The following is a 21,166-nucleotide window of genomic DNA, read 5'->3' as shown; positions in this document are numbered from 1 at the left end:
CTTAATACGTGGCGCGGGCATCAGGAATCGGCCCCTTCCCCCGAGGCTCCGGACTCACTGCCGTCCTGACCTGCGGAGACGCCCGGAGCGATCTGCTCCAGATGGCGCCGCAGCGTCGCGTTGAAGGTGAGCGGCGCTTCCAGCATCACGAAGTGCCCGACGCCGTCGACCAGTTCGACCTCGACGCCGTAGCGGCGCGCGGCGGTCAGGTTCGTCGGCATCCAGGACGTCGAGTTGATCAGTACGAGCGGCACGTCGAAGTGCTTGGGCACGTCCTGGAGGTAGGTGAGCATCTCGCGGAACGCGGCGGAGACCACGGCCGCCCCGGTCTCCTCGCGGGTGCGCGCCACCAGCGCGACGAGGTCGTCGCGGGCGCCGTCGAGGAACAGCTCCCGCGCCTCCACCGGCTGTTCGCTGAAGGTGCGCACGAACCGGTCGAGCTGTTCGGCGGAGAGCGCCTTGGGCTCGAAGTTGTGCAGCGTGTCGACGCCGACCAGACCGCGGACCCGGCCGCCCAGGAGCCGCTCGGCGGCCAGCATCACGGGCCCGCCGAGGGAGTGTCCGACGAGGACCACGTCGTCGAGGCCCTCCTGTTCGACGACGGCCACGACGTCCTCGGCGAACGCCTCGACGGTCCACCGCTGCCGCGACCTGCCCGAGCCGCCGTGTCCTGCGAGGTCCGGGGCGATCACGGTGTACCGGTCGGCGAAGTGCTCCAGCTGCCGGTCCCAGTACGAGGCGTCGCAGCCGAGGCCGTGGATGAGGACCAGGGCCGTCGGCCCGTCGCCGCGCACCCGGTAGTGGATGCGGTTGCCGTCGGCCGACGTGGCCGTGGCGGCGGGCGCAGCGGTCGACTCATCCGGTTTGCGGGCGATGACGCCCACGTGCTCCATGTCGGGGGCGGGCGCGCCGTAGGACTCCCGGTCCACGCCGACGGCGCCGAAGAACCCGGCCCGCTCCACGACGAACCCGGCGGCCTCGCACTCCCTGCGGAACACGTCGGGGTCGATCGCGTTGATGAGCGGCGGACCGCCGACGACGTGGGCCGCCTCGAAGTGCGCGGCGACGTCGTCGATGTAGCCGGGCCACGGGTCACCTGCGGCCTTGCGCGCCTCGTAGTCGGCGGCCTTGGACGCCCAGTAGCCGAAGTACGGCGAGTCCGAGCTGAGGAAGACCTTGCCGCCCGGCGCCAGCCAGTCGTACATCTTGCGCAGCGTGAGCCGGAAGTCGTCCGGGGCCAGGAAGTGCATCACGCGGCTGGCGTGCACGGCGGTGAACCGCCCGGCCTCGAAGTCGACGTCGGGCAGCATGCCCTGGCGCAGGGACAGGCGCTCCCGGGCCTCGTCGTTGACGCGCTGGCCGAGGATGTCCAGGTGCTTCTGCTCCATGTCGAGCGCCACGACGCGGGCCCCGCGCTCCAGGGCGGCGATGCTCGCCACGCCGTACGCGCAGCCCAGGTCGAGGGCCTCCCCGCCGCTGTCCCCCGCGTACACGGCGAACTCCTCGGAGTACGGGATCAGCCGCTCGACCATCACGCCGGTGCGGTTCAGGGTCGCGACCATCCCGCCGAAGTCGAGGGCGGCCGCCGCCTTGAGGTCATCGAGGACGTCGTGGTCACGGGTGACGGGGCGCGCCGCCGCGGCCTCGGGCGCCGTTGCGGCCTGAGGAGACGCAGGAGACGCGGGAGACGCGGGCGGTAGCGGTGCCAGGGACACCCGAGGCTTCGTAACGGCGGGAGAGGCGTCAGCGTCGATTCGGTGCGGTATGTCCGCCAAGTCCCGCAGGACGACGGGCTTGCGGGGCTCCGCCGCGGACCGTGCGGGGGTGTGCTCCGCCTCCGCCGCGGGCACGTCGGCGGCGGCCCGGGCGGGCTGCTCGGCGCGCACCCAGTAGCGGTTCCGCGCGAACGGGTAGGCGGGCAGCCGCAGGCGCGGCACGCGGTGTCCGTCGGGCCGGGCGACGGCGGTCGGGACGGTGTGCCCCGCGACGTAGCCGCGCGCGACCTCGGCGAGGGCGGCGCGCCGCGCGGCCGGGTCGAGCCCGGTGTCCAGGGCGGTGGCGGCCGCGGCCCGGAGCCGGTCGGCGTCCTGTGCCGACGCGGTGAAGCCGCGCGGCACGACCCCCTCGAAGCAGGCACCGGCCGGAGCGGTCCGCGCGCGGCGCCGGGCGCGCCAGAGCGCGGCGGCCTCGTCGAGGGAGCCCACGACCAGCGCGTACCGGTGGCGGAAGTGGTGGCGTCCGGTCAGGAGCGTGGCGCTGAGCCGGGGCAGGTCGGCGTCTGTCAGGGCGCCGCTCGCGATCCGGTCGAGCAGGTTGTCGACGATCTCCTCCAGGGCCGCCTCCGTCTTGGCGGAGACCGGCAGGAGGTAGGCGGGCTGGGCCGGACCGGCCGTGACGGGCCGGGCGGTGTACTCCCGTAGGACCACATGGGCGTTGGTGCCGCTCATGCCGAACGCGCTGACCGCGCCCGTCCGCAGGCCCTGCCGCGGGGCGGGCCACTCCTTCGTGGCCTTGTTGACGTAGAAGGGGCTCGCGCTCCAGTCGATGTACTCGTTGTCGCGCTCGCAGTGCAGGCTGGGCGGGATGGCGCGGTGGCGCAGCGCCTCCGACAGACAGATCAGGCCGACCAGGCCGGAGGCCGCGAAGGTGTGGCCGACGTTGGGCTTGGTCGAGGTGAGGGCGCAGAACCCGCGCTCGTCCGTGTGCCGGGCGAAGGCCGCGCGCAGCGCGCCCACCTCGACCGGGTCGCCGAGCTTCGTGGCGGTGCCGTGGGTCACGACGTAGCCGATGTCCGCCGGGTCGATGCCGCCCCGCTCGTAGACGGACTCAAGGAGGGCGCGCTGGGCGTCGCCCGAGGGGGCGGTGATGCCGTTGGTCCGGCCGTCGTAGTTGAGGCCGCTGGCCGCGATGACGCTGTGCACGGGGTCGCCCGCGGCCTCCGCCTCCGCCAGCGGGCGAAGGACCAGGGCCGTGACCGCCTCGCCGGGGACCATGCCGTCGGCGTCCTGGTCGAACGTGGCGCACTTGCCGGAGGTCGACAGCATGCCCGCGTCGCTCATGGCGGCGAGCGCCTGCGGGGTCAGGACGAAGTTCGCCGCCGCGACGACGGCGATGTCGCACTCCCCCTGGAGCAGGCTCGTCCGGGCCTGGTGGAGGGCCACCAGGCCCGAGGAGCAGGAGGTGTTGACCGCGAGGACGGGCCCCTTCAGGTCGAGGAAGTACGACAGGCGCGCGGCGAGGACGCCGTCGTGGTGCGAGGTGAGGTTGCCGCCCGCGCCGTCGAGGAGCTGGTAGTCGCCCTGCTCCACGCCGACGAACACGCCGACCGTCAGGCCCTCCAGCTCCTGGGCGCCGAGGGCGGCGTCCTCCAGCGCCTTCCAGCACTCCTGGAGGAGGTGGCGCTGGCGCGGGTCGAGCGCGCGCGCCTCCTTCGGGGCGATCTCGAAGAACGCGGCGTCGAACTCGTCCGCCCAGTCGATGCTGCCCATCCACCGGTAGGGCTCCGGCGCGCCCGCGTCCCGCGCCGCCACCGGCGCCGCGCCGAAGCGGACGGGCGGGAGCTCGCGGACGAGGTCCTTGCCGTCGGCGAGCGCGGCCCAGAAGGCGTCCACGTCGCGGCAGCCGGGGAAGATGCCGCTCATGCCGATGACGGCGAGGGCGTCGGCGGCGGGCCGCCGGGCCGCGGAAGCCACCGGGGCTGCAACGGGCTCGGCCGACCCGGCCTGCTCGACCTGCCCCGCCTGCCCTGCCTGCCCTGCCTGCCCTGCCTGCCCGGCAGGCTCCACCGGACCCGCCGACTCGACCCGCTCGACCGGCTCGACCGGCTCGGGGAGCCGGACCCCCGTGTCGTGCACCAGGTGGTCGGTCAGGCGCCGTACGGACGGGTGGTCGTACAGGACCGTCGGCTGCAGCGGGGTGCCGAGGCGCTCGGCGAGCCGGTGGGCGAGCTGGGTGAGGCGGATGGAGTCCAGGCCCAGGTCGTGGAAGCCGCTGTCGTCGTCGAGCTGGTCCACGGGGGACTTCAGAACGTGCGCGACGACCTCGCGGACCGCGTCGGCCAGGGCCGCGCGACGCCGGTCGTGCGCCACGGCCGACTCCCCCACGGAGGCCGACTCCCCTGCGGCGGCCAATTCCCGTGCGGGGGCCGGGCCCTGTGCGGGGGCCGTCGGTTCCGCGCGGCGCGGCGCGGGGGCGACCGCCCGCTCGGCCAGGGCCCTGGCCCGCTCGGCGGGCGCGTGCAGGACCAGGGGCGCGGCCGGCCCCGACCGCTCCGCGAGCAGCCGTTCGAGGACGGCGAGCGCGGTGTCGGCGGTCAGCGGCCGCTGACCGCTGGCGGCCAAGTAGGCGCTGACGTGGTCGTGGTCGGCCGCGCGCTGGGCGGCCGCGCCCATCCCGCCGTCCTCCCACAGCGGCCAGGCGACGGCGAGCAGCCGCCGCTCGCCGCGCTCGGCGAGGGCGCGCGCGTACGCCGACTGGAAGCGGTTGGCGACCGCGTAGTCGCAGCTGCCGAAGTCGCCGAGGGTCGCGGAGCTGGACGAGAAGAGGCAGACGAACTCCGCGGCGCGCCCGGCCCGGGTGCGGGCCAGGGCCCGTTCGAGGGCGAGCGTGCCGTCCACCTTGGCGGCGAGGACGCGCAGCGCGGCCTCGCGGGTCGCGTCCGTCACGGCGAGCCGCTGTGCCGTGCCCGCGGCGTGCACGACGCCGTCGATGGCGCGCAGCGCGGGCGGCAGAGTGCTGAGCGCCTCGACGAGGGCGTCCTCGTCGGTGACGTCGGCGCGGCGGCAGACGACCGTGCCGCCGTGCTCGCCGAGCCCCGCGGCCCAGGTCTCGTCGGCGGGGCTGAGCGGCGAGCGGCCGAGCAGGACGAGGTTCGCGCGGTAGGCGCGGGCCAGGTGCTCGGCGACACGGCGGCCGAGGCCCCCGAAGGCACCGGTGATCAGATAGGTGCCGCCCTCGCGCAGGGCGGCCGGGGCGGGGGCGGGGGTGCCGGGCAGGCTCCGCACCTCGCAGACGTGGCGCTGTCCGCCCCGGTACAGGGCGGCGGACCGCCGCTCCTGGACCTGCTCGGTCAGGAGCAGTTCCGCCCAGCGGCTCGCGGGCGCGGCGCCCTCGTGCAGCACGACGCGCAGCGCGGTGCCGGGCAGCGGCCCGGACAGGGAGCGCTCGTAGCCGATCAGGGCGTCGAGGGCAGCCTGGCCCACGGCGTCGTCGAAGTGGCCCGCGACGAGGACGTCCGGGACGGGGCGGCCGGTGGCGGCCACGGCCCGCACGAGCGCGCCGACGTCGGCCAGTTCGCGCAGCGGCACACGGCCGTCCGCGCGCTCGGTGGGCCACAGGTAGTGGAGGGCGTCGAGGGGGCCGTGGGCCTCGGCGACGGCGGTGAGCGCCCGCGTCAGGGCGTGCTCGTCGGCGGGGTCGACGCGGTGCACCGACGGGTCGGCCGCCCCGGGCCGCGCGGGCCGCGCGGTGCCCGCCTCGGCGAGGAAGACGAGGCGGGTGCCGGGCGCGTGCCGGAGCGTCGCGGCCCGGTAGGCGTCCTGGGCCGCGGGGTCGGACAGGAAGGCGACGACCACGCGCCGGGCTCCGGTGTCCGCGACCGCCGTGGCCTCGCGTGCCACCCAGCGCTCCTCGAACAGGTGGGGGGCGACGGCGTCGGCCGCGCGCTCCTGTGCCGGGTCCCGCCGCTCCGCGCGCAGCCAGAAGTGCTGCCCGTCGAACGGGTAGGCGGGCAGGCTCAGGCGGCGCGGGCGCGGCCCGTCCGCGTGGAGCTGCCGCCAGTCGACGGGCTCGCCCGCCTCCCACAGGCGGGCCACCTTGTCGAGCTTGCGCTCGGCGAGCCACTGGCCCACCAGGGCGCGGCGGTCCTCGTCGTCCAGGACGTCGAGGACGGCGGGCGTCTGCGCGGGTGCCGCCACGCGCTCGGCGAAGTCCTCCAGGGCCGTGACGAGTTCGGCCACAGTGTCCGCCGCGAACGCCGCCCGGCAGGCCATGGCGGTGCGCCCGACCTGGAAGGTGAAGGCGACGTCGGCGAGGTCCGGCGTCTCCCGCTCGTCGGTGAGGTGCCGCGCCAGGTCGCGGGCGTAGCGCCGCAGGGCGTCGGGGGTCCGTGCCGACAGGGGGACGAGGTGGGGTCCGGGCAGGGGCGTGCCGTGGCCCTCGCGCGGCGGGGCCTCTTCGAGGACGGCGTGGACGTTCGTGCCGCCGATGCCGAAGGAGCTGACGGCGGCGCGCAGCGGCACGTCCGAGGGCGGCAGCGGGGTGAGCCGGTCCACCACGTAGAACGGGGAGTTCGCGAAGTCGATCTGCGGGTTGGGCGCCGTGTGGTTGATGGTCGGCGGCACCGTGCGGTGGCTCAGGACGAGGGCGGACTTGACGAGGCCGGCGAGGCCCGCCGCCGCGTCGAGGTGGCCCAGGTTCGCCTTCACCGAGCCGATGCCGCAGAAGCCGGTGGCACCGGTGTGGCGCCGGAACGCCTCGGACACGGCGTTCACCTCGACGGGGTCGCCGATGACGGTGCCGGTGCCGTGGGCCTCCAGATAGCGGACGGAGTCGGCGCGCACCCCGGCGCGGTCGAGGACGGAGGCGATCAGCTCGCTCTGCCCGGTGAGGCTCGGCGCGTAGTAACCGGCCTTGCGGGCGCCGTCGTTGTTCATGCCGACGCCGCGCACGAGCGCGTGGATGTGGTCGCCGTCGCGCACGGCCGCGCGGGCGTCCTTCAGGAGGACGACGACGGCGCCCTCGCCGCCGACCATGCCGCGGGCGTCCGCCGCGAAGGGCTTGCAGTGCCCGTCGGGCGACAGCGTCATGCCCTCCTCGTAGAGGTAGCCGACGGTCTCCTCGCCGTACATCGCGCAGCCGCCGACCAGGGCGTGCGTGGTCTGGCCCGACTGGATGCCCTGGCAGGCCAGGGCGAGACCGGCGAGCGACGACGAGCAGTTGCTGTGCACGAACAGGCTGGGTCCGCGCAGGCCGAGGCGGTGCGACACGGTCGTCGGCACGCTGCCGGGCTGGGCCTGGAGGAAGCCGACGAGGGCCTCGGAGTCGCGGCGGGCGCCGGGGCCCGTGACGGGCGCCTGGTAGAGGGAGTTGGCGGTGGACATGTACACCGCCGCGTCGGCGATGTCCTCCGGCAGGTACGCGGCGTCCTCGACGGCCTTCCAGGCGTGCTGGAGCAGCTGGCGCGCCTGCGGGTCCATCAGCTCGGCGTCGCGCGCGGAGACCTGGAAGAAGGCGTGGTCGAACAGGCCCTTGCCGCGCATGCTCGCGCGGACGGGCACGTGCGCCGGGTCCTGGACCAGACGTTCGTCGACGCCGAGGCGGCGCAGCTCGTCCGGCGGGCACAGCTCGACGCTCTCCGTGCCCGCGACGAGGTTGCGCCAGAACGCGCGGTGGTCGTCGGCGCCGGGAAGCCCGACGGACACGCCGATGACGGCGACGGCGCCGTCGAGACCGGCGGGCAGGTCCGGGGCGGCCGGGGCAGCCGGTGCGGTGGAGGGCGTGTGCGCGGCGCGGGCCGCGGTGTCCGGCCGGTGCGCGGTGTCGAGGTCCGCGCGCAGGTGGGCGGCCGTGCCCGCGGCGTGCACGCAGCCGAAGACGTCCGCCGACGTGAAGGGCACGCCGAAGCGCTCGGCGACGCGGTCGGCGAGCACCACCGCGAGGACGGAGTTGCCGCCCGCGTCCAGGAAGGCGTCCGTGGGGCGCAGCCCGGCGACGCCGAGCACGTCACGCCACACGGCGAGTACGTCACTGACCTGGACGGCGGCGACCGCACCGGCGGCGGCGACGGCACCGGGGGTGCCCGCGGCGCTCGGCCGGGCCGCGTCCCGCTCCGCGGCGGGCCCGTCCGGCAGCGTGATCGGCCGGCGCGCCAGGGCGAGCCGGTCCACCTTGCCGTTGGGGGTCTGCGGCAGCGCGTCGACCGGCAGGACGAAGGCGGGCACCATGTACGCGGGCAGGGTCCGGCGCAGCTCTTCGGTCAGCTCGCGCGCGGTGGCGGCTCCGCCGGTCCAGTACGCGACGAGCTGGGTGGCGCCGGTCGCGGGCTCGGCCCTGGTGACGACGGCGCACTCGCGCACGGCGGGGTGCCGGGCCAGGGCGTGCTCGATCTCGCCCGGCTCGACGCGGAAGCCGCGCACCTTGACCTGGGAGTCGATCCGGCCCAGGCATTCGATGGAGCCGTCGGCGAGACGCCGTGCCAGGTCGCCGGTGCGGTACAGCCTGCCGCCCGGGGTGAAGGGGTCGGCGGGGAACCGCTCGGCGGTGAGCCGGGGCTTGTTCAGGTAGCCGAGCGCGAGCCCGTCACCCGCGATGCACAGCTCGCCGGGCACGCCGACCGGCGCCGTGGCGCCGCGCCGGTCGAGGATGTGGATCCGGGTGTTGTCGATGGGGTGCCCGATGGTGACGCGGCGGTCCGGCTCGACGCGGGCGACGGTGGACCACACGGTGGTCTCGGTGGGCCCGAACAGGTTCCACACCTCGCCGCCCAGCGCGGTGAGGCGCTCCTTGAGCGTCTCGGACATCGCCTCGCCGCCGCACAGCACGCGCAGGCCCTCGGCGTTGGTCCAGCCCGCGTGCAGCAGCATCGTCCACGTCGCGGGGGTCGCCTGTACGACGGTCGGCCGCACGCGCGCGATCAGCGCGGCGAGCCGGTCCCCCGAGCGCGCGGTTTCCGGGTCGCTCAGGTGGCACTCGGCGCCGGTGACCAGCGGCAGATAGAGCTCCAGGGCGGCGATGTCGAAGCTGTGCGTCGTCACCGCGAGGACCCGGTCGGCCGCGCCGAGGCCCGGCCGCTTCGCCATCGCGCACAGGAAGTTGGTGAGCGCCCGGTGGGGCACCACGACGCCCTTCGGCAGGCCGGTGCTGCCGGAGGTGTAGATGACGTACGCGGGGTCCTCGCCGCCGGGCGCGGCGTCGCCGGAGCTGGTGTCCGGCGCGTCGGCCACGGGGTCGGAGGCCGGGTCGTCGAGCAGCAGCAGCCGCTGACCGGCCCGGCCCGGGTCGGCGAGGCGCCCGCGCAGGGCGCTGTGGCTGAGGAGGACGGCGGGCGCGGCGTCGTCGAGGATGTGGGCGATCCGGTCCTGCGGGTAGTCCGGGTCGAGGGGGATGTAGGCGCCCCCGGCGCGCAGCGTGGCGAGCAGGGCGACGACGAGGTCGACGGAGCGCTCCAGGTGGACGGCGACGAGGCGGCCGGGGCCCACGCCGAGCCGGCGGAGGCGTGCGGCGAGCTGCCGGGTGCGCTCGTCCAGGCGCGCGTACGTCACGGACTCGGTGCCCGCGACGAGCGCGACCGCGTCGGGCGTGCGGGCCGCCCGGTCGGCGAACAGCTCGTGGACGCACCGCTCCGGCTGGGTGACGGCGGTGTCGTTCCACTCCACGGCGAGCGTGTGCAGCTCCTGCGGCGAGGCCGCCGAGCAGTCGTCGAGCCGCTGTCGCGGGTCCGTGGCCGGGACCGACTCCAGGAGGTGGACGTACTGGCGCAGCAGCCGGTCCACCGTCCTGGCGTCGAACAGGGCCGGGTCGTACTTCGCCTTGACGGTGTGGGCGCCGTCGGCGGCGTGGGGCGCGATGACCTCGAGGACGAGTTCGTACTCGCCTTCTTGGTGGATGCCCTCGACGTGACGGACGCCGGGGGTCCCGGCGGTGACGTCCTCGTGCCAGTCCTGGTACATGAAGGCGTGGCGGAAGACGGGCGCGGAGCCGTCGGCCGCGCCCTGGCCGAGTTCGCGGACCAGCGGGCCGAACGGGTAGGCGTGCGCGAGGGCGTCGAGCAGCGTCCCCTGGACGTCCGCGCACAGCTCGGCGAACGTGGCGCCGCCGGACATCCGGCTCCTGACCGGCACCATGGTGACGAAGTGGCCGACGGTGCCGTCGAAGCGGCGGCCCGGCCGGGTGCTGACCGGCATCCCGACGACGACGTCGTCCTGCTGGGTGTACTGGCGCAGCAGGACCTGGTGCGCGGCCAGGAACACCGCGGACGGGTAGACGCCGCTCTCGCGGGCGAACCGCGCGAGGCGGTCGCCGAGGTCCGCCGGGAGCCGCACGGTCTCGGTCGCGCCGTGCCGCCCCCGGTCGGGAGCGGAGCGCGGCCGGTCCGTGGGGAGGGCCGTGGCGGGCGGCAGGGCCGCCAGCTGCTCGCGCCAGTAGGCGAGCCGGGCCGCGCCCTCGTCCCCGGCCAGGAGGGCGGCCTCGGCGGCGGCGAACTCGGCGTACGGGGCGGGCTCGTCGGCCGGGAGCGCGGCCCCGCGGTAGGCCGCGAGGAGGTCCTTCACGAGCACGACGGCGGAGGCGCCGTCGAGCACGAGGTGGTGCGCGTTCAGCAGGACCCAGGCGTCGGTGCCCCGGGCGTCGCGGAAGACGCTCAGCCGGCACAGCGGGCCGTTCTCCAGGTCGAAGGGTTCCCTGGCGTGCACGCGCAGCCGTGCGCGCACCTCGTCGGGGTCCGTCGCGGTCAGCTCGTGCTCGGCGACCGCGGAGGGCGCGGCCGCGGGCCGGGCGAACACGAGCCGGTCGCCGTCCTGCCGTACGACGGCGGCGAGCAGCGGGTGGCGGGTGCGGACGCGGTCGAAGGCGGCGCGCAGGGCCGGGAGGTCGAGGTCCGTCACCTGGAAGCAGAGCGGCACGTTGTACACGCTCGCCCCGGGCGCGGACTTCTGGAGGCTCCACAGGCCCCGCTGCCCTTCGGAGAGCGGGTGCGGCACGAACGCGGCGGGCTCGTCCACCGGGAGCCGCGGAGCCGTCGGCGGGCGTACGCCGTCGAGGTGGGCGGCCAGGGCGTCGACGGTCCGGTGCTCGAAGAGCGCGGCCGAGGCGAAGTCCGCGTGGAGCTCGCTCCGCACGCGCCGGGAGAGGCGCACCAGGCCCATCGACGCCAGGCCGAGCGCGGTGAACTCCTGGTCGGTGGCCACCTCGTGGGGCGCGGTGTCCAGCTCCTCGGCGAGTGCGGCGCGCAGCCAGGCGCGGACGTCGGAGGCGGCGGACTCGGGGCGGGGTTCCGGCCGCGCGGCCCCGGGCGCCTCGGCCGGGATCGGCTCCACGCGCGCGTGGTCGCTCTGCGCGGGCGCGTACCAGTGGTCGCGCCGTGCGAAGGGGTACGTCGGCAGGCTGACGCGGCGCGGCGGGCGCCCGGTGTACAGCTCGCTCCAGGTGACGCGCGCTCCGGTCAGCCAGCTCCGTGCCGCCGCGTGCGGGTCACCGGCCGGGCCGCCCGCCGCCGAGGCGCTCGCGGCGGCGTCGGTGAGGTCGGCGTACCGGTCGGGGCCCGCGACGCCGTCGGCACTGAACTCCTCGAGCGCGGCGGCCAGTTCGGCGGTGGAGCGGACGACGAGCGCCAGGCGCACCGGCAGCTCGTCACGGCCGGTCTGGAGGGTGTGCGCGATGTCGCGCAGCGGTGTCCCGCGCCCCTCGCGCTCCGCCTCGCGCAGGTGCGCGGCCAGCCGTCCGGCCGCCGTGCGCAGCCGCTCGGGCGTGTGCGCCGACAGGGGGACCAGGCAGGTCCCGTCGGCCTGCGCCTCGGTGGGGCGCGCGTCGTCAGCCATGTCGGCCCTGTCGGCCATGTCCTCGTATTCCTCGATGATCAGGTGTGCGTTCGAGCCGCCCGCGCCGAAGCAGGAGATGCCCGCGCGCCGCGGCAGGGGGCGCCCTGCGGCGTCGACCGGGTTCCAGGGGGCGAGCTCGCGCTGGACGTGGAACGGCGACTGCTTGAAGACGATGCCGGTGTTGAGGTCCTCGGCGTTGATGGAGGGCGCGAGCGCGCGGTGGCGCAGCTGCATCAGGACCTTGGTGAGGGCGGCGACGCCCGAGGCGCTCTCGCAGTGGCCCAGGTTGGACTTGAGCGAGCCGACAGCGCAGTACTGGCCCGGGCGGTCACCGGCGAAGGCGCGGCTGAGCGCGGAGATCTCCAGGGAGTCCCCGAGCGGGGTCGCCGTGCCGTGCGCCTCCACATAGCTGACCGTGTCCGGCGTGACCCCGGCCCTGGTCAGGGCGCGGGTGACGACGTCGCGCTGCGCGTCCAGGCTCGGCATGCTGTAACGGCTCGTGCGGCCGCCGGAGTTGACGGCACTGCCCTTGATCACGCCGTAGACGTGGTCGCCCGCGGCGACCGCGTCGGCCAGCGGCCGCAGCACCACGGCGCCGACGCCCTCCGCGGCCAGGAACCCGTCCGCGTGGTCGGAGAAGGGGCGGCACCGCTCGCCGGAGGACAGCAGGCCGTGCTCCTGGAGCACGTCGAAGTGGTCCGTGCCGAGGAGCAGGTTGACGCCGCCCGCCACCGCGCAGGCGCTGTCGCCGGAGAGCAGGCTCTGCACGGCCAGGTGCAGGGCCGTGAGCGACCCGGAGCAGGCCGTGTCGACGGCCACGCTCGGGCCCTGGAAGTCGAAGAGGTACGAGGTGCGGTTGGCGATGGAGGAGTAGGCCGTACGGCCGTTGTACGTGGCGTTCATGACGCCCACGAACACGCCCACGCTGCCGTGCCCGGCGAGCGCGGCGGGCGTGTAGCCCGCGTCCTGCACGGCGCCGTGCGCCGTCTCGATGAACAGGCGCTCCTGCGGGTCCATGGCCGCGGCCTCGCGCTCGTCGATGCCGAAGTACGCGGCGTCGAAGGAGGCCACGTCGCCGAGGAAGCCGCCCCAGGGGCGCTCCCGGCCCTGCCAGTCGCACCACCAGCGGTCGGCCGGGTAGGGCGCGGTCGCGCTCTCGCCCCTGGCCAGGTTCTCCCACAGGCGCGCGGGGCTGTCGGCGCCGGGGTAGCGCCCGGCGAGGCCCACGATGGCGATGTCGCCGCCGGGGCGCGGCGCGGTGTCACGGGGGGCCTCGGGCGCGGGCCGGGTCTCCTCGTCCTGGCGCACGGGCAGGACCCGCGCGGTCGCCGGGGAGGCCGGGCGGGAGTCCGCGCCCAGGACCTCGGCCAGGCGCGCGGTGTGCGTGGCCGTGAAGTACGCGGCCACGTCCCGGACCGTGGAGTGGTCGAAGAAGAGCGTGCTGCTGAGGTCCTCGAAGGCGCGGCCGAGGGTGTTGTTCAGCTGGACCACGAGGATGGAGTCCAGGCCGAGGTCGAAGAGGTCGGCGTCCGCGTCGAGCCGCTCGGGGTCGAGCTTGAGCGTCTCGGCGACGAGGCCGGTGACGTACGCGACGGCCCGGTCGGCGAGGGAGGCCGCGGATACCTGGGGCGCTTGCGGCACCTGAGGTTCCTGTGGTGCTTGAGGCACCTGGGGTGTCTCGGCCCGTGCGTCCCGGGCGGCTGCCGCGTCGAGGCCGAAGAGCGCCCTCAGCTCCGGGCGCCGCCGCTCCACGAAGTGCTCCACGAGCTCGTCCAGCGTGCGCAGTTCGAAGAACAGGGTGCTGCTGACGTCCTCGAAGTCCCGGGCCACCGCGCTGTTCATGCCGGACACGAGGATGGAGTCGAGGCCGTAGTCGTGCAGGTCCTTCGCCGGGTCGAGCTCCCCCGCGGCCAGGTGCAGGGCGTCGCGCAGCAGCCGCTCGAAGTAGTCGGCGGTACGGGCGCGCAGCTCGGCCTCGTCGTCCAGGGAAGACGCCTCCGCGGGAGGCGCCGCCACAGCCGCAGCGGGGGCGGTGGCGCGGGGCACGGCCCGGTCCTGGGGGCCGTCGGCCGTGCGGAACCGGCCGTCGCTCTCGGCGACGAGCAGCATCTGCCCCAGCACGTGGGCCTCGGTGTCCGGCTGGACGCCGGTGCGGAACCCCTCGTCCTCCAGGACCTCGCGCCAGCTCTCGGCGGAGAGCACCGGGCTGCCGGGGATGCGCAGGGCGGCGTCCCGGTACAGCCACCAGCCGTCCAGGAGGCCGAACGTGACGTGGGCGAGGAGGGTGTTGCGGCTCATCTCGTTGAGGAAGAGCAGACCGCCCGCCCGCAGGGTCGCCTTGACGTTGCGCAGGGTGCGGGAGATGTCGGCGGTGGCGTGCAGGACGTTGGTGGCCACGACGATGTCGAAGCCGCCGAGGTCCACGCCCTGCGGCCCGGGCGCGTGCTCGGCGTTGAAGATGCCGGTGGTCAGGTGCGGGTAGCGGGGCTTGAGGCGCTCCTCGGCGCGGAACAGGAACGCCTTGGACAGGTCGGTGTAGCGGTACTCGGCGATCCGGTCGCCGAAGGGTTCCAGGGCCTCAAGGACCTTGACGCTGGTCGCGCCGGTCCCGGCGCCGACCTCCAGGACGCGCAGCCGCCGTTCCGGTTCGGCCGCGCCCCAGGCGCGCACCGCGTCGGCGAGGACCACGCTGAGCTGGTCGTTGAAGTAGTCGACGACCGGGTCGCCCCGGTAGACGCCCTCGACGCGGGACAGCGAGGAGCCGGGGAAGAGGATCTCGGTGCCCTGGCGCACACCGGTCAGGACGTCCGCCAGGGCCTGGAGGCAGGACTCGACGAGGTCGACCTGCGCGCGCTGGTTGGCGTTCGGCTGCCAGCCGTCGCGCTCGGCCCGCCACTGGCGCCACAGGGCGGCGGCGTCCAGGTCCCGGGCGGCGAGGGCGGGTCCGGCCTCGGCGAACAGCCGGTGGCTCTCCGCCAGCCAGCGCGCGTACCGGGGCAGGACGCGGTGGCCCGTGCCGTCCGGGTGGGCGGCGCCGAGGTCACGGAGCGTCACGTACAGCAGGTTCAGGGTGAGTTCGCGCATGCGCGGGTGCGGCAGGAGGCCGCGCAGGCGCTCCACCTCGCCGTGCGGCGCGCGGTGCGCGGACACGACGGCGTCGCGCACGGAGGGCAGCGCGGGGCGGTGGTCGCCCTGGTGCTCGTCCAGGGCGAGGCCGCGCAGCGCCTCGTCGCCGAAGGTGCGCATCAGCGTGACCTGGCTGTGCTCGCCCGCGAGGAAGGACTCCAGGGCGGTGAACGCCTCGTCGGGGTCGAGCGAGTCCACTCCGGCGGCGGCCATCCGCTCGCGGTAGAAGGCGTCGCTGACGACACCGGCCACGCCCCAGTACCCCCAGTTGACCGTCTTGGCCGCGATGCCGCGGCGGCGCAGGGCGTGCGCGAGGGCGTCCTTGAAGGTGCACCCGGCGGCGTAGTTGGCCTGCCCGGGAGCCCGTACGAAGCTCTCGACCGAGGAGAAGAACAGCAGGAAGTCCAGCGGCTCGGCCCCGAACACGTCGGCGACGCGGACGCCGACGTCGGCCTTCGCGGCGAGGGCGGCGCGGAAGCGGTCCTCGTCCATGTGCGCGAGGGTCTTGTCGGCGAGGACGATCGCCGAGTGCACGACGCCGTCGACGCGCGGGTGGTCCCGCTTGATCCGCGCGTGCGCGGCCAGCAGGCTCGCGTGGTCGCGCGCGTCGGCCCGGACGTAGGAGGGCGCCGCCGCGCCCGCGGCGCGGGCCCGCTCGGCGAGGCCGGCGAGGCGCCGCTCGACCTCGTCGGTCAGGGGGCGCCGCCCGATCCACACGATCGTGGCCCGGTAGCGCTCCACCATGGAGCGGCTCCACAGCTCGCCGATGCCGCCCGCGCCGCCGATGACGACGTAGACGCCGCCGTGCCGGTAGGGGCCCGCGGCCGGTTCGAGGGCGGTGCTGGGCAGCAGTTCCTGGGAGAACCAGCGGCCGCCGCGCAGGGCCACCGTGGTGCCGGGCCGCACCCCGGTGAGGTGCCGCTCCTCCCCCAGGTGGTCGCCGACGCGGTCGCCGGAGTCCGGGTGCGGCAGGTCGACGAGGTCGATCGTCCAGCGCGCGTGCTCCTGGGCGAGGCTGCCCGCCAGGCCGTGGACGCTCGCGTGCGTCGCCGCGACCGCGTCCCGGTCCCGGACGGACTGGGTGCCGAACGTGTAGAGGGACCAGGCCAGGTCGCGCGTGCCGTGGCCGAGGGCGAGCAGCGCCTTGACGATCCGGAAGACCTCGACCGCGCCGCGCTCCTGGCCCCGGACCGTGCCGTCGGGCGTCTCGGCCGGTGCGACCCAGACGACCCGGGCGACGCGTCCTTCGGTGGCGGCGCAGGCCGTGCGGATCAGCTCGGCGATGGCCTCGGGCGACGCGCCGTCGGGCAGGTCGACGCGCTGGTGGCCGGGGTGGAGCGCCGCGAGTTCGGCACGCAGCCTGCGGTCGGCGTCGAGGACGAGCACCGCGCCGCGCGGGCTCGGCCGCGCGGGCGCGTCGGCGTCGGGGTCGGCGGGGTGGCGGGGCTCCCACACCGGCAGGAGCGTGCGCAGCCGGGAGGCGGGGGACGCCTCCGGGCGGTCGGAGTCCCGGCGGTCAGGGCCCCGGCGGTCAGGGCCCCGGCGGTCGGGCGCGGCCAGGGCGCGGTAGGCCAGGCCCCGCAGCGTGGCGCAGACCCGGCCGGTCGGGTCGACGAGGTCGATGTCGAGCACGTCGCGATCACGGTCCGCCCCCGTGGAACGGTCCGACGCCGTGGAACGGTTGGCCGCCGTGGCACGGTTGGCCGCCGGACGCACCCAGGCGTACATCGTCTCGCCGAACGACGCGTGCGCGTCGAGCCGGTCGAGGGCGAAGGGCACCCGGGTCGTCCCGTCCGCGACCGTCACGGCCGCGGCGGCGTCGAGGGCCGGGTCCAGGCCGAGCGAGGCGTGCACGGCGGCGTCCAGGAAGCTCGGGTGGAGTGCGTACGCGCCCGCCGTGGCGCGCAGGTGCGCGGGCAGGCGCAGCTCCGCGAGGACCTCGCGGCGCCCGTCGCGCTCGCCCCGGTGCAGGGCGTGCACGAGGCGGAAGCCGGGGCCGTAGGCGACGCCCGCGCGGGCGATGTGCGCGTAGACGTCCTCGCCGGGGAGGGGCCGCAGGCGCAGTCGGTCGCGCAGCTCCGCGAGGTCGACGCGGGGCGGCGGCGCGGCCTCCTCGGTGGTGGCGCGGCCCTGGACGCACGGCTGGTCGCCGTCCGTCAGGAGGGCGAAGCCCAGCGCTCCGGAGGGGGCCGTGTCGTCGCGGGTGAGCGTGAACTCCACCTGCCTGCCGCCGTCGCCCACCACGACGGGGCGCGCCCACGTCACGTTCTTCAGGACGGTACGCCGCCCGGCCGTCTCCGGCAGGGCCAGGCGCACGGCCGCGCAGGCCATCTCCAGGCCGGCGACGGCGGGCAGCAGCTTCCTGCCGTCGACCACGTGGTCGCGCAGGACGTACTCGTCGCCGGAGAAGGACGAGCGGTGGCGCTGTCCGTCGAGCCGCGACACGTTCTCGTGCAGCAGCGGGTGCGCGGGCGCGGTGCCGGGGGCCGCGCCGGGGCGGGGCACGACGGCGGCGCGCGGGGCGCGGGCCGGGTACGGGTGGACCGTCGGCGCGAAGGCGTACCCGGGCAGGCTCACGCGGCGGGCCTGCCCGGCGAGCGGGCTCCAGTCGGCCTCGGCGCCGCGCACCCAGGCCTTCGCCGCCTTCTTCAGCTTGCCCTCGGCGAGCCTGCGGGCGAGCTGCGCGGTGCGCTTGCGGGTGGCGTCGCGGTCGCTCGCGGCGCCTCCCGCGGCGGGTCCCGCGAAGCGGCGCGCGGTGTCGTCGCCGTCCGGGTCCTGGACGAACGCCTTCAGCTCGGCGGCCAGTTGCGCCAGGTCGCGGACCACGAACGCCACGCGGCAGGCCATGGCGACCCGGCCCGTGCGCAGGGTGTGCGCGACGTCGTCGAGGCGCAGCGCGGCCGCGCGGGGCCCGGTCAGGTGCCGGCGCAGCTCGGCGGCCGCGCGCACGAGGTCCTCGCGCGTACGGGCGGACAGCGGCACGAGCTGCGGCGTGCCCGCGCCGTCGGGGCGGTCCGGCACGACGGCGGGGACGTACTCCTCGAAGACGGCGTGGGCGTTGGTCCCGCCCAGGCCGATGGAGCTCTGCGCGGCGCGGCGCGGCCCCTCGGCGCGGGACCACTCGCGCAGCCGGTCGACGACGTGGAACGGCGAGGTGTCCAGGCGCAGTTGGGGGTTGGGCTCGCGGTAGTGGAGGGTGGGCGGGAGCTGCCCGTGGTAGAGGCTGAGGAGCACCTTGACGGCTCCGGCGAGTCCGGCCGCGGTGTCGAGGTGGCCGAGGTTCGTCTTCACCGAGCCGATGCCGCAGTAGCCGGTGTCGGCCGTGGCGGCGCGGTAGGCCTCGGTGAGCGCGGCCACCTCCACGGGGTCGCCGAGCTTCGTGCCGGTGCCGTGGGCCTCGACGTAGCCGATGGTGCGCGGGTCGACGCCGGTGCGGTCGAGGACCTGGCGGATCAGCCGGGACTGGCCGTTGACGCTGGGGCTGTAGAAGCCGGTGGCGTCGCCGCCGTCGTTGTTGGTGGCGATGCCGCGCAGCAGGCCGTAGACGTGGTCGCCGTCGGCGACGGCGTCGGCGGCGCGGCGGATCAGCAGGGCCACGACGCCCTCGCCGCCCGCCATGCCGTCGGCGTCCGCGTCGAAGGCCTTGACGCGGCCGTCGCCGGAGAGGTTGAGGCCCGCCTTGTGGACGTAGCCGAGGCCGTCGACGCTGTTCGCCGAGGCCGCCGCCACCAGGGCGAAGTCCGTCTCGCCCGTCTGCACGGCGCGGGCCGCGAGGGCGAGCGCGCTCAGCGACGAGGAGCAGTTGGAGTGCACGGACATGCTCGGCCCGCCGAAGCCGAGCTGGTAGGAGACCATGGAGGCGACGGTGCCGCTCTGGCTCATCACCCACGACAGGTACTGCCGGGGGTCCTCGATGACCGCGGCGGGCGTCTCGCCGGTGTCCTCGGGGGCGCCGTAGTGGTGGTTGCCCGTGGAGACGTACACCCCGGTGTTCGGGATCTGCCGGTGGTCGCGGCCCGCGTCCTCGACGGCCTTCCAGGCGTGCAGCAGGACCTGGCGGAACTGCGGGTCCATCAGCTCGACGTGCTGGGGCGAGAGCCGGAAGAACGCGCCGTCGAACTCGTCCTTGCCGTCGAGCCCCGAGCGCAGCGGCACGAAGTCCGGGTCGTCCATGACCCGTTCGGGCACGCCCGCCGCGCGCAGCTCGGCCTCGCTCCACCGTCCGGCGGACGCGTGGCCGCGCTTGAGGTTCTCCCAGAACTCCCAGTGGTCGCGGGCGTCGGGGAAGCGGCACGAGATGCCGACGACGGCGACGGCGTCGTCGGGCAGCGCCGCGCGCACCGGCGCGGGGGCCGACGCGGCGGGCTCCGTCACGACCGCCTCGTCCGCGCGGTCTGCCGCGTCCGGCGTCCGCTGCCGTACGTACGCGGCGACGGCGGCCGCGGTGGCGTACTTGAACAGGTCGGCGGCCGTGAACGCGACGCCGAGGCGGCGGCTGATCAGGTCCGCGAGCACCACGGCCGACAGGGAGTTGCCGCCGGACTCGAAGAAGGAGGCGTCCGGGGTGAGGTCCTGGAGCTTCAGCACGTCCCGCCAGCAGGCGAGGACGTCCCGCTCGACGTCACGGGACGGCTGCGCGGCCGCCCGAGCGGGTGCGGGCACGGCGGGTGCGGGCGCGGGCACGGCGGGCGCGGGCGCGGGTGTGGGTGCGGCAGACACCTCGCGCCGCATCAGGGCCGTGCGGTCGACCTTGCCGCTGCCCGTCAGCGGGACGGCGTCGAGCGGGACGTAGAAGTCCGGGACCATGTACGCGGGCAGCAGCGCGCGCAGGTGCTCCTTGAAGGCGTCGGCGCGGGCGCCCGCGCCGCGCGGCACGTAGTAGGCGACGAGCTGCTTGGCGCCGTCCTCGCCGCGCGCGACGACGACGCACTCGGCGACGTCCTGGTGGCGGCCCAAGTGGTACTCGATGTCGCCCAGTTCGATGCGGTAGCCGCGGATCTTCACCTGGAAGTCCTTGCGGCCCAGGTAGTCGATCTCGCCGTCCTCGGTCCAGCGGGCCAGGTCCCCGGTGCGGTAGAGCTTGCCGCCGGGCACCAGGTCGTGGTCGACGAACTTCTCCGCGGTGAGCTCGGGGCGGTTGACGTACCCCTTCGCGAGGCCCTTGCCCGCGATGCACAGCTCACCGGTCCCGCCGTGGGGCACCGGGCGCAGGTCCTCGTCGAGGATGTGGACCTGCGTGTGGGCGACCGGCCTGCCGATGGTGGTCGGCCGGTCGTGGCGGACCGGGCCGCCGGTGGAGTACACGGTCGTCTCCGTCGGCCCGTACAGGTTCCAGGCCTCGGTGCCGGTGTCGCGGAAGAACTCCTTGAGGGTCCGGGGCAGCGCCTCGCCGCCGCAGAAGACGCGCACGCCCTCGGGGTTGCGCCAGCCCGAGTGGAACAGCATGCTCCACGTCGCCGGGGTCGCCTGCATGACCGTGGGCCGCACCCGGGCTACGCGCTCCTTGAGCCGCTCCACGTCCTTGATCGTCGGGCTGTCGCAGACGTACACGCGGGCCCCGCACACCAGCGGCAGGAGCAGTTCGACCTGCGCCATGTCGAAGCTGACGGTGGTCACGGCGAAGAGCGTGTCCGCCGCGTCCATGCCGGGCTCACGGCGCAGCGAACCGAGCAGGTTGGTGAAGCCGCGGTGCGGGATCATCACGCCCTTGGGGCGGCCGGTGCTGCCCGAGGTGTAGATGACGTACGCCAGGTCGTCGGGGGTCACCGCGGCGGCGACCGGTCCGGAGCCGAGGGCGGCCGTGAGCGCGGCCCGCTCCTCGTCGAGCACGAACAGGGCGGGCGCGGCGCCGCCCTCCGCGAGGCCGCGGGCGCGGGCCGCATGCCGGGCCTGGGTCACGATCAGCGGGGTGCCGCTGTCCGTGACGATGTCGGTGAGCCGGGCGGCGGGCAGCTCCGGGTCGAGCGGGACGTAGGCGGCGCCCGCCTTGAGGATGCCGAGCAGGGTCACGACGAGCTCGGGCGAGCGGTCGAGCAGCACGGCCACCAGGTCGCCGCGGCGCACGCCCCGCGCCGCCAGGCAGGAGGCCAGCGCGTCGCTGCGGGCGCTGAGCGCCTCGTACGTCAGGACCTCCTCCTGGCCCGCCACGGCGACCGCGTCCGGGGTGCGGCGCGCCGTCTCCTCGACGAGGTCCTGTACGCACGGCTCGCCGCTCCGCCGCCGCAGCGCGGCCACGGTGGTGTGCGGGTCGTCGCACACCGCCGCCAGGACGTCGAGGAAGCGGGCCGCCAGCTCCTGGACGAAGGCGGGCCGGTAGAGCTCCGGCTGGTACTTCCAGTACAGCGCGTAGCCCGCGCCGCTGCGCCACACCTCCACGGAGAGTTCGTACTCCCCCTCCTGGTGCAGCTCCTCGACGAGCCGGTAGGGCCGGTCGGCGTCGGCGATGCCGTCGAGGACGTCCTGGAAGACGAACGCCGTCTGGAACACCGGGGAGCGCCCCGCCGGGG

At 75.7% G+C, this 21,166-nt stretch carries 1 protein-coding gene (cut by a window edge); it reads right to left on the bottom strand.

Features of this window, described 5'->3' with window-relative positions; genetic code table 11:
* Positions 1 to 20: 20 nt before the first annotated feature.
* A protein-coding gene (locus tag AC5WAM_RS39035; protein WP_495520534.1) for an amino acid adenylation domain-containing protein crosses the window boundary here: on the bottom strand, positions 21 to 21,166 show its 3' portion. The gene runs 1,207 nt beyond the window's last position; only the last 21,146 of its 22,353 coding nucleotides appear in the window; its start codon lies off the right edge, out of view — the gene reads right to left on this strand; its stop codon occupies positions 21 to 23.

The organism is Streptomyces sp. JLYT201 (assembly GCF_059448825.1).
This window is presented reverse-complemented; position numbering and strand designations above follow the sequence as displayed.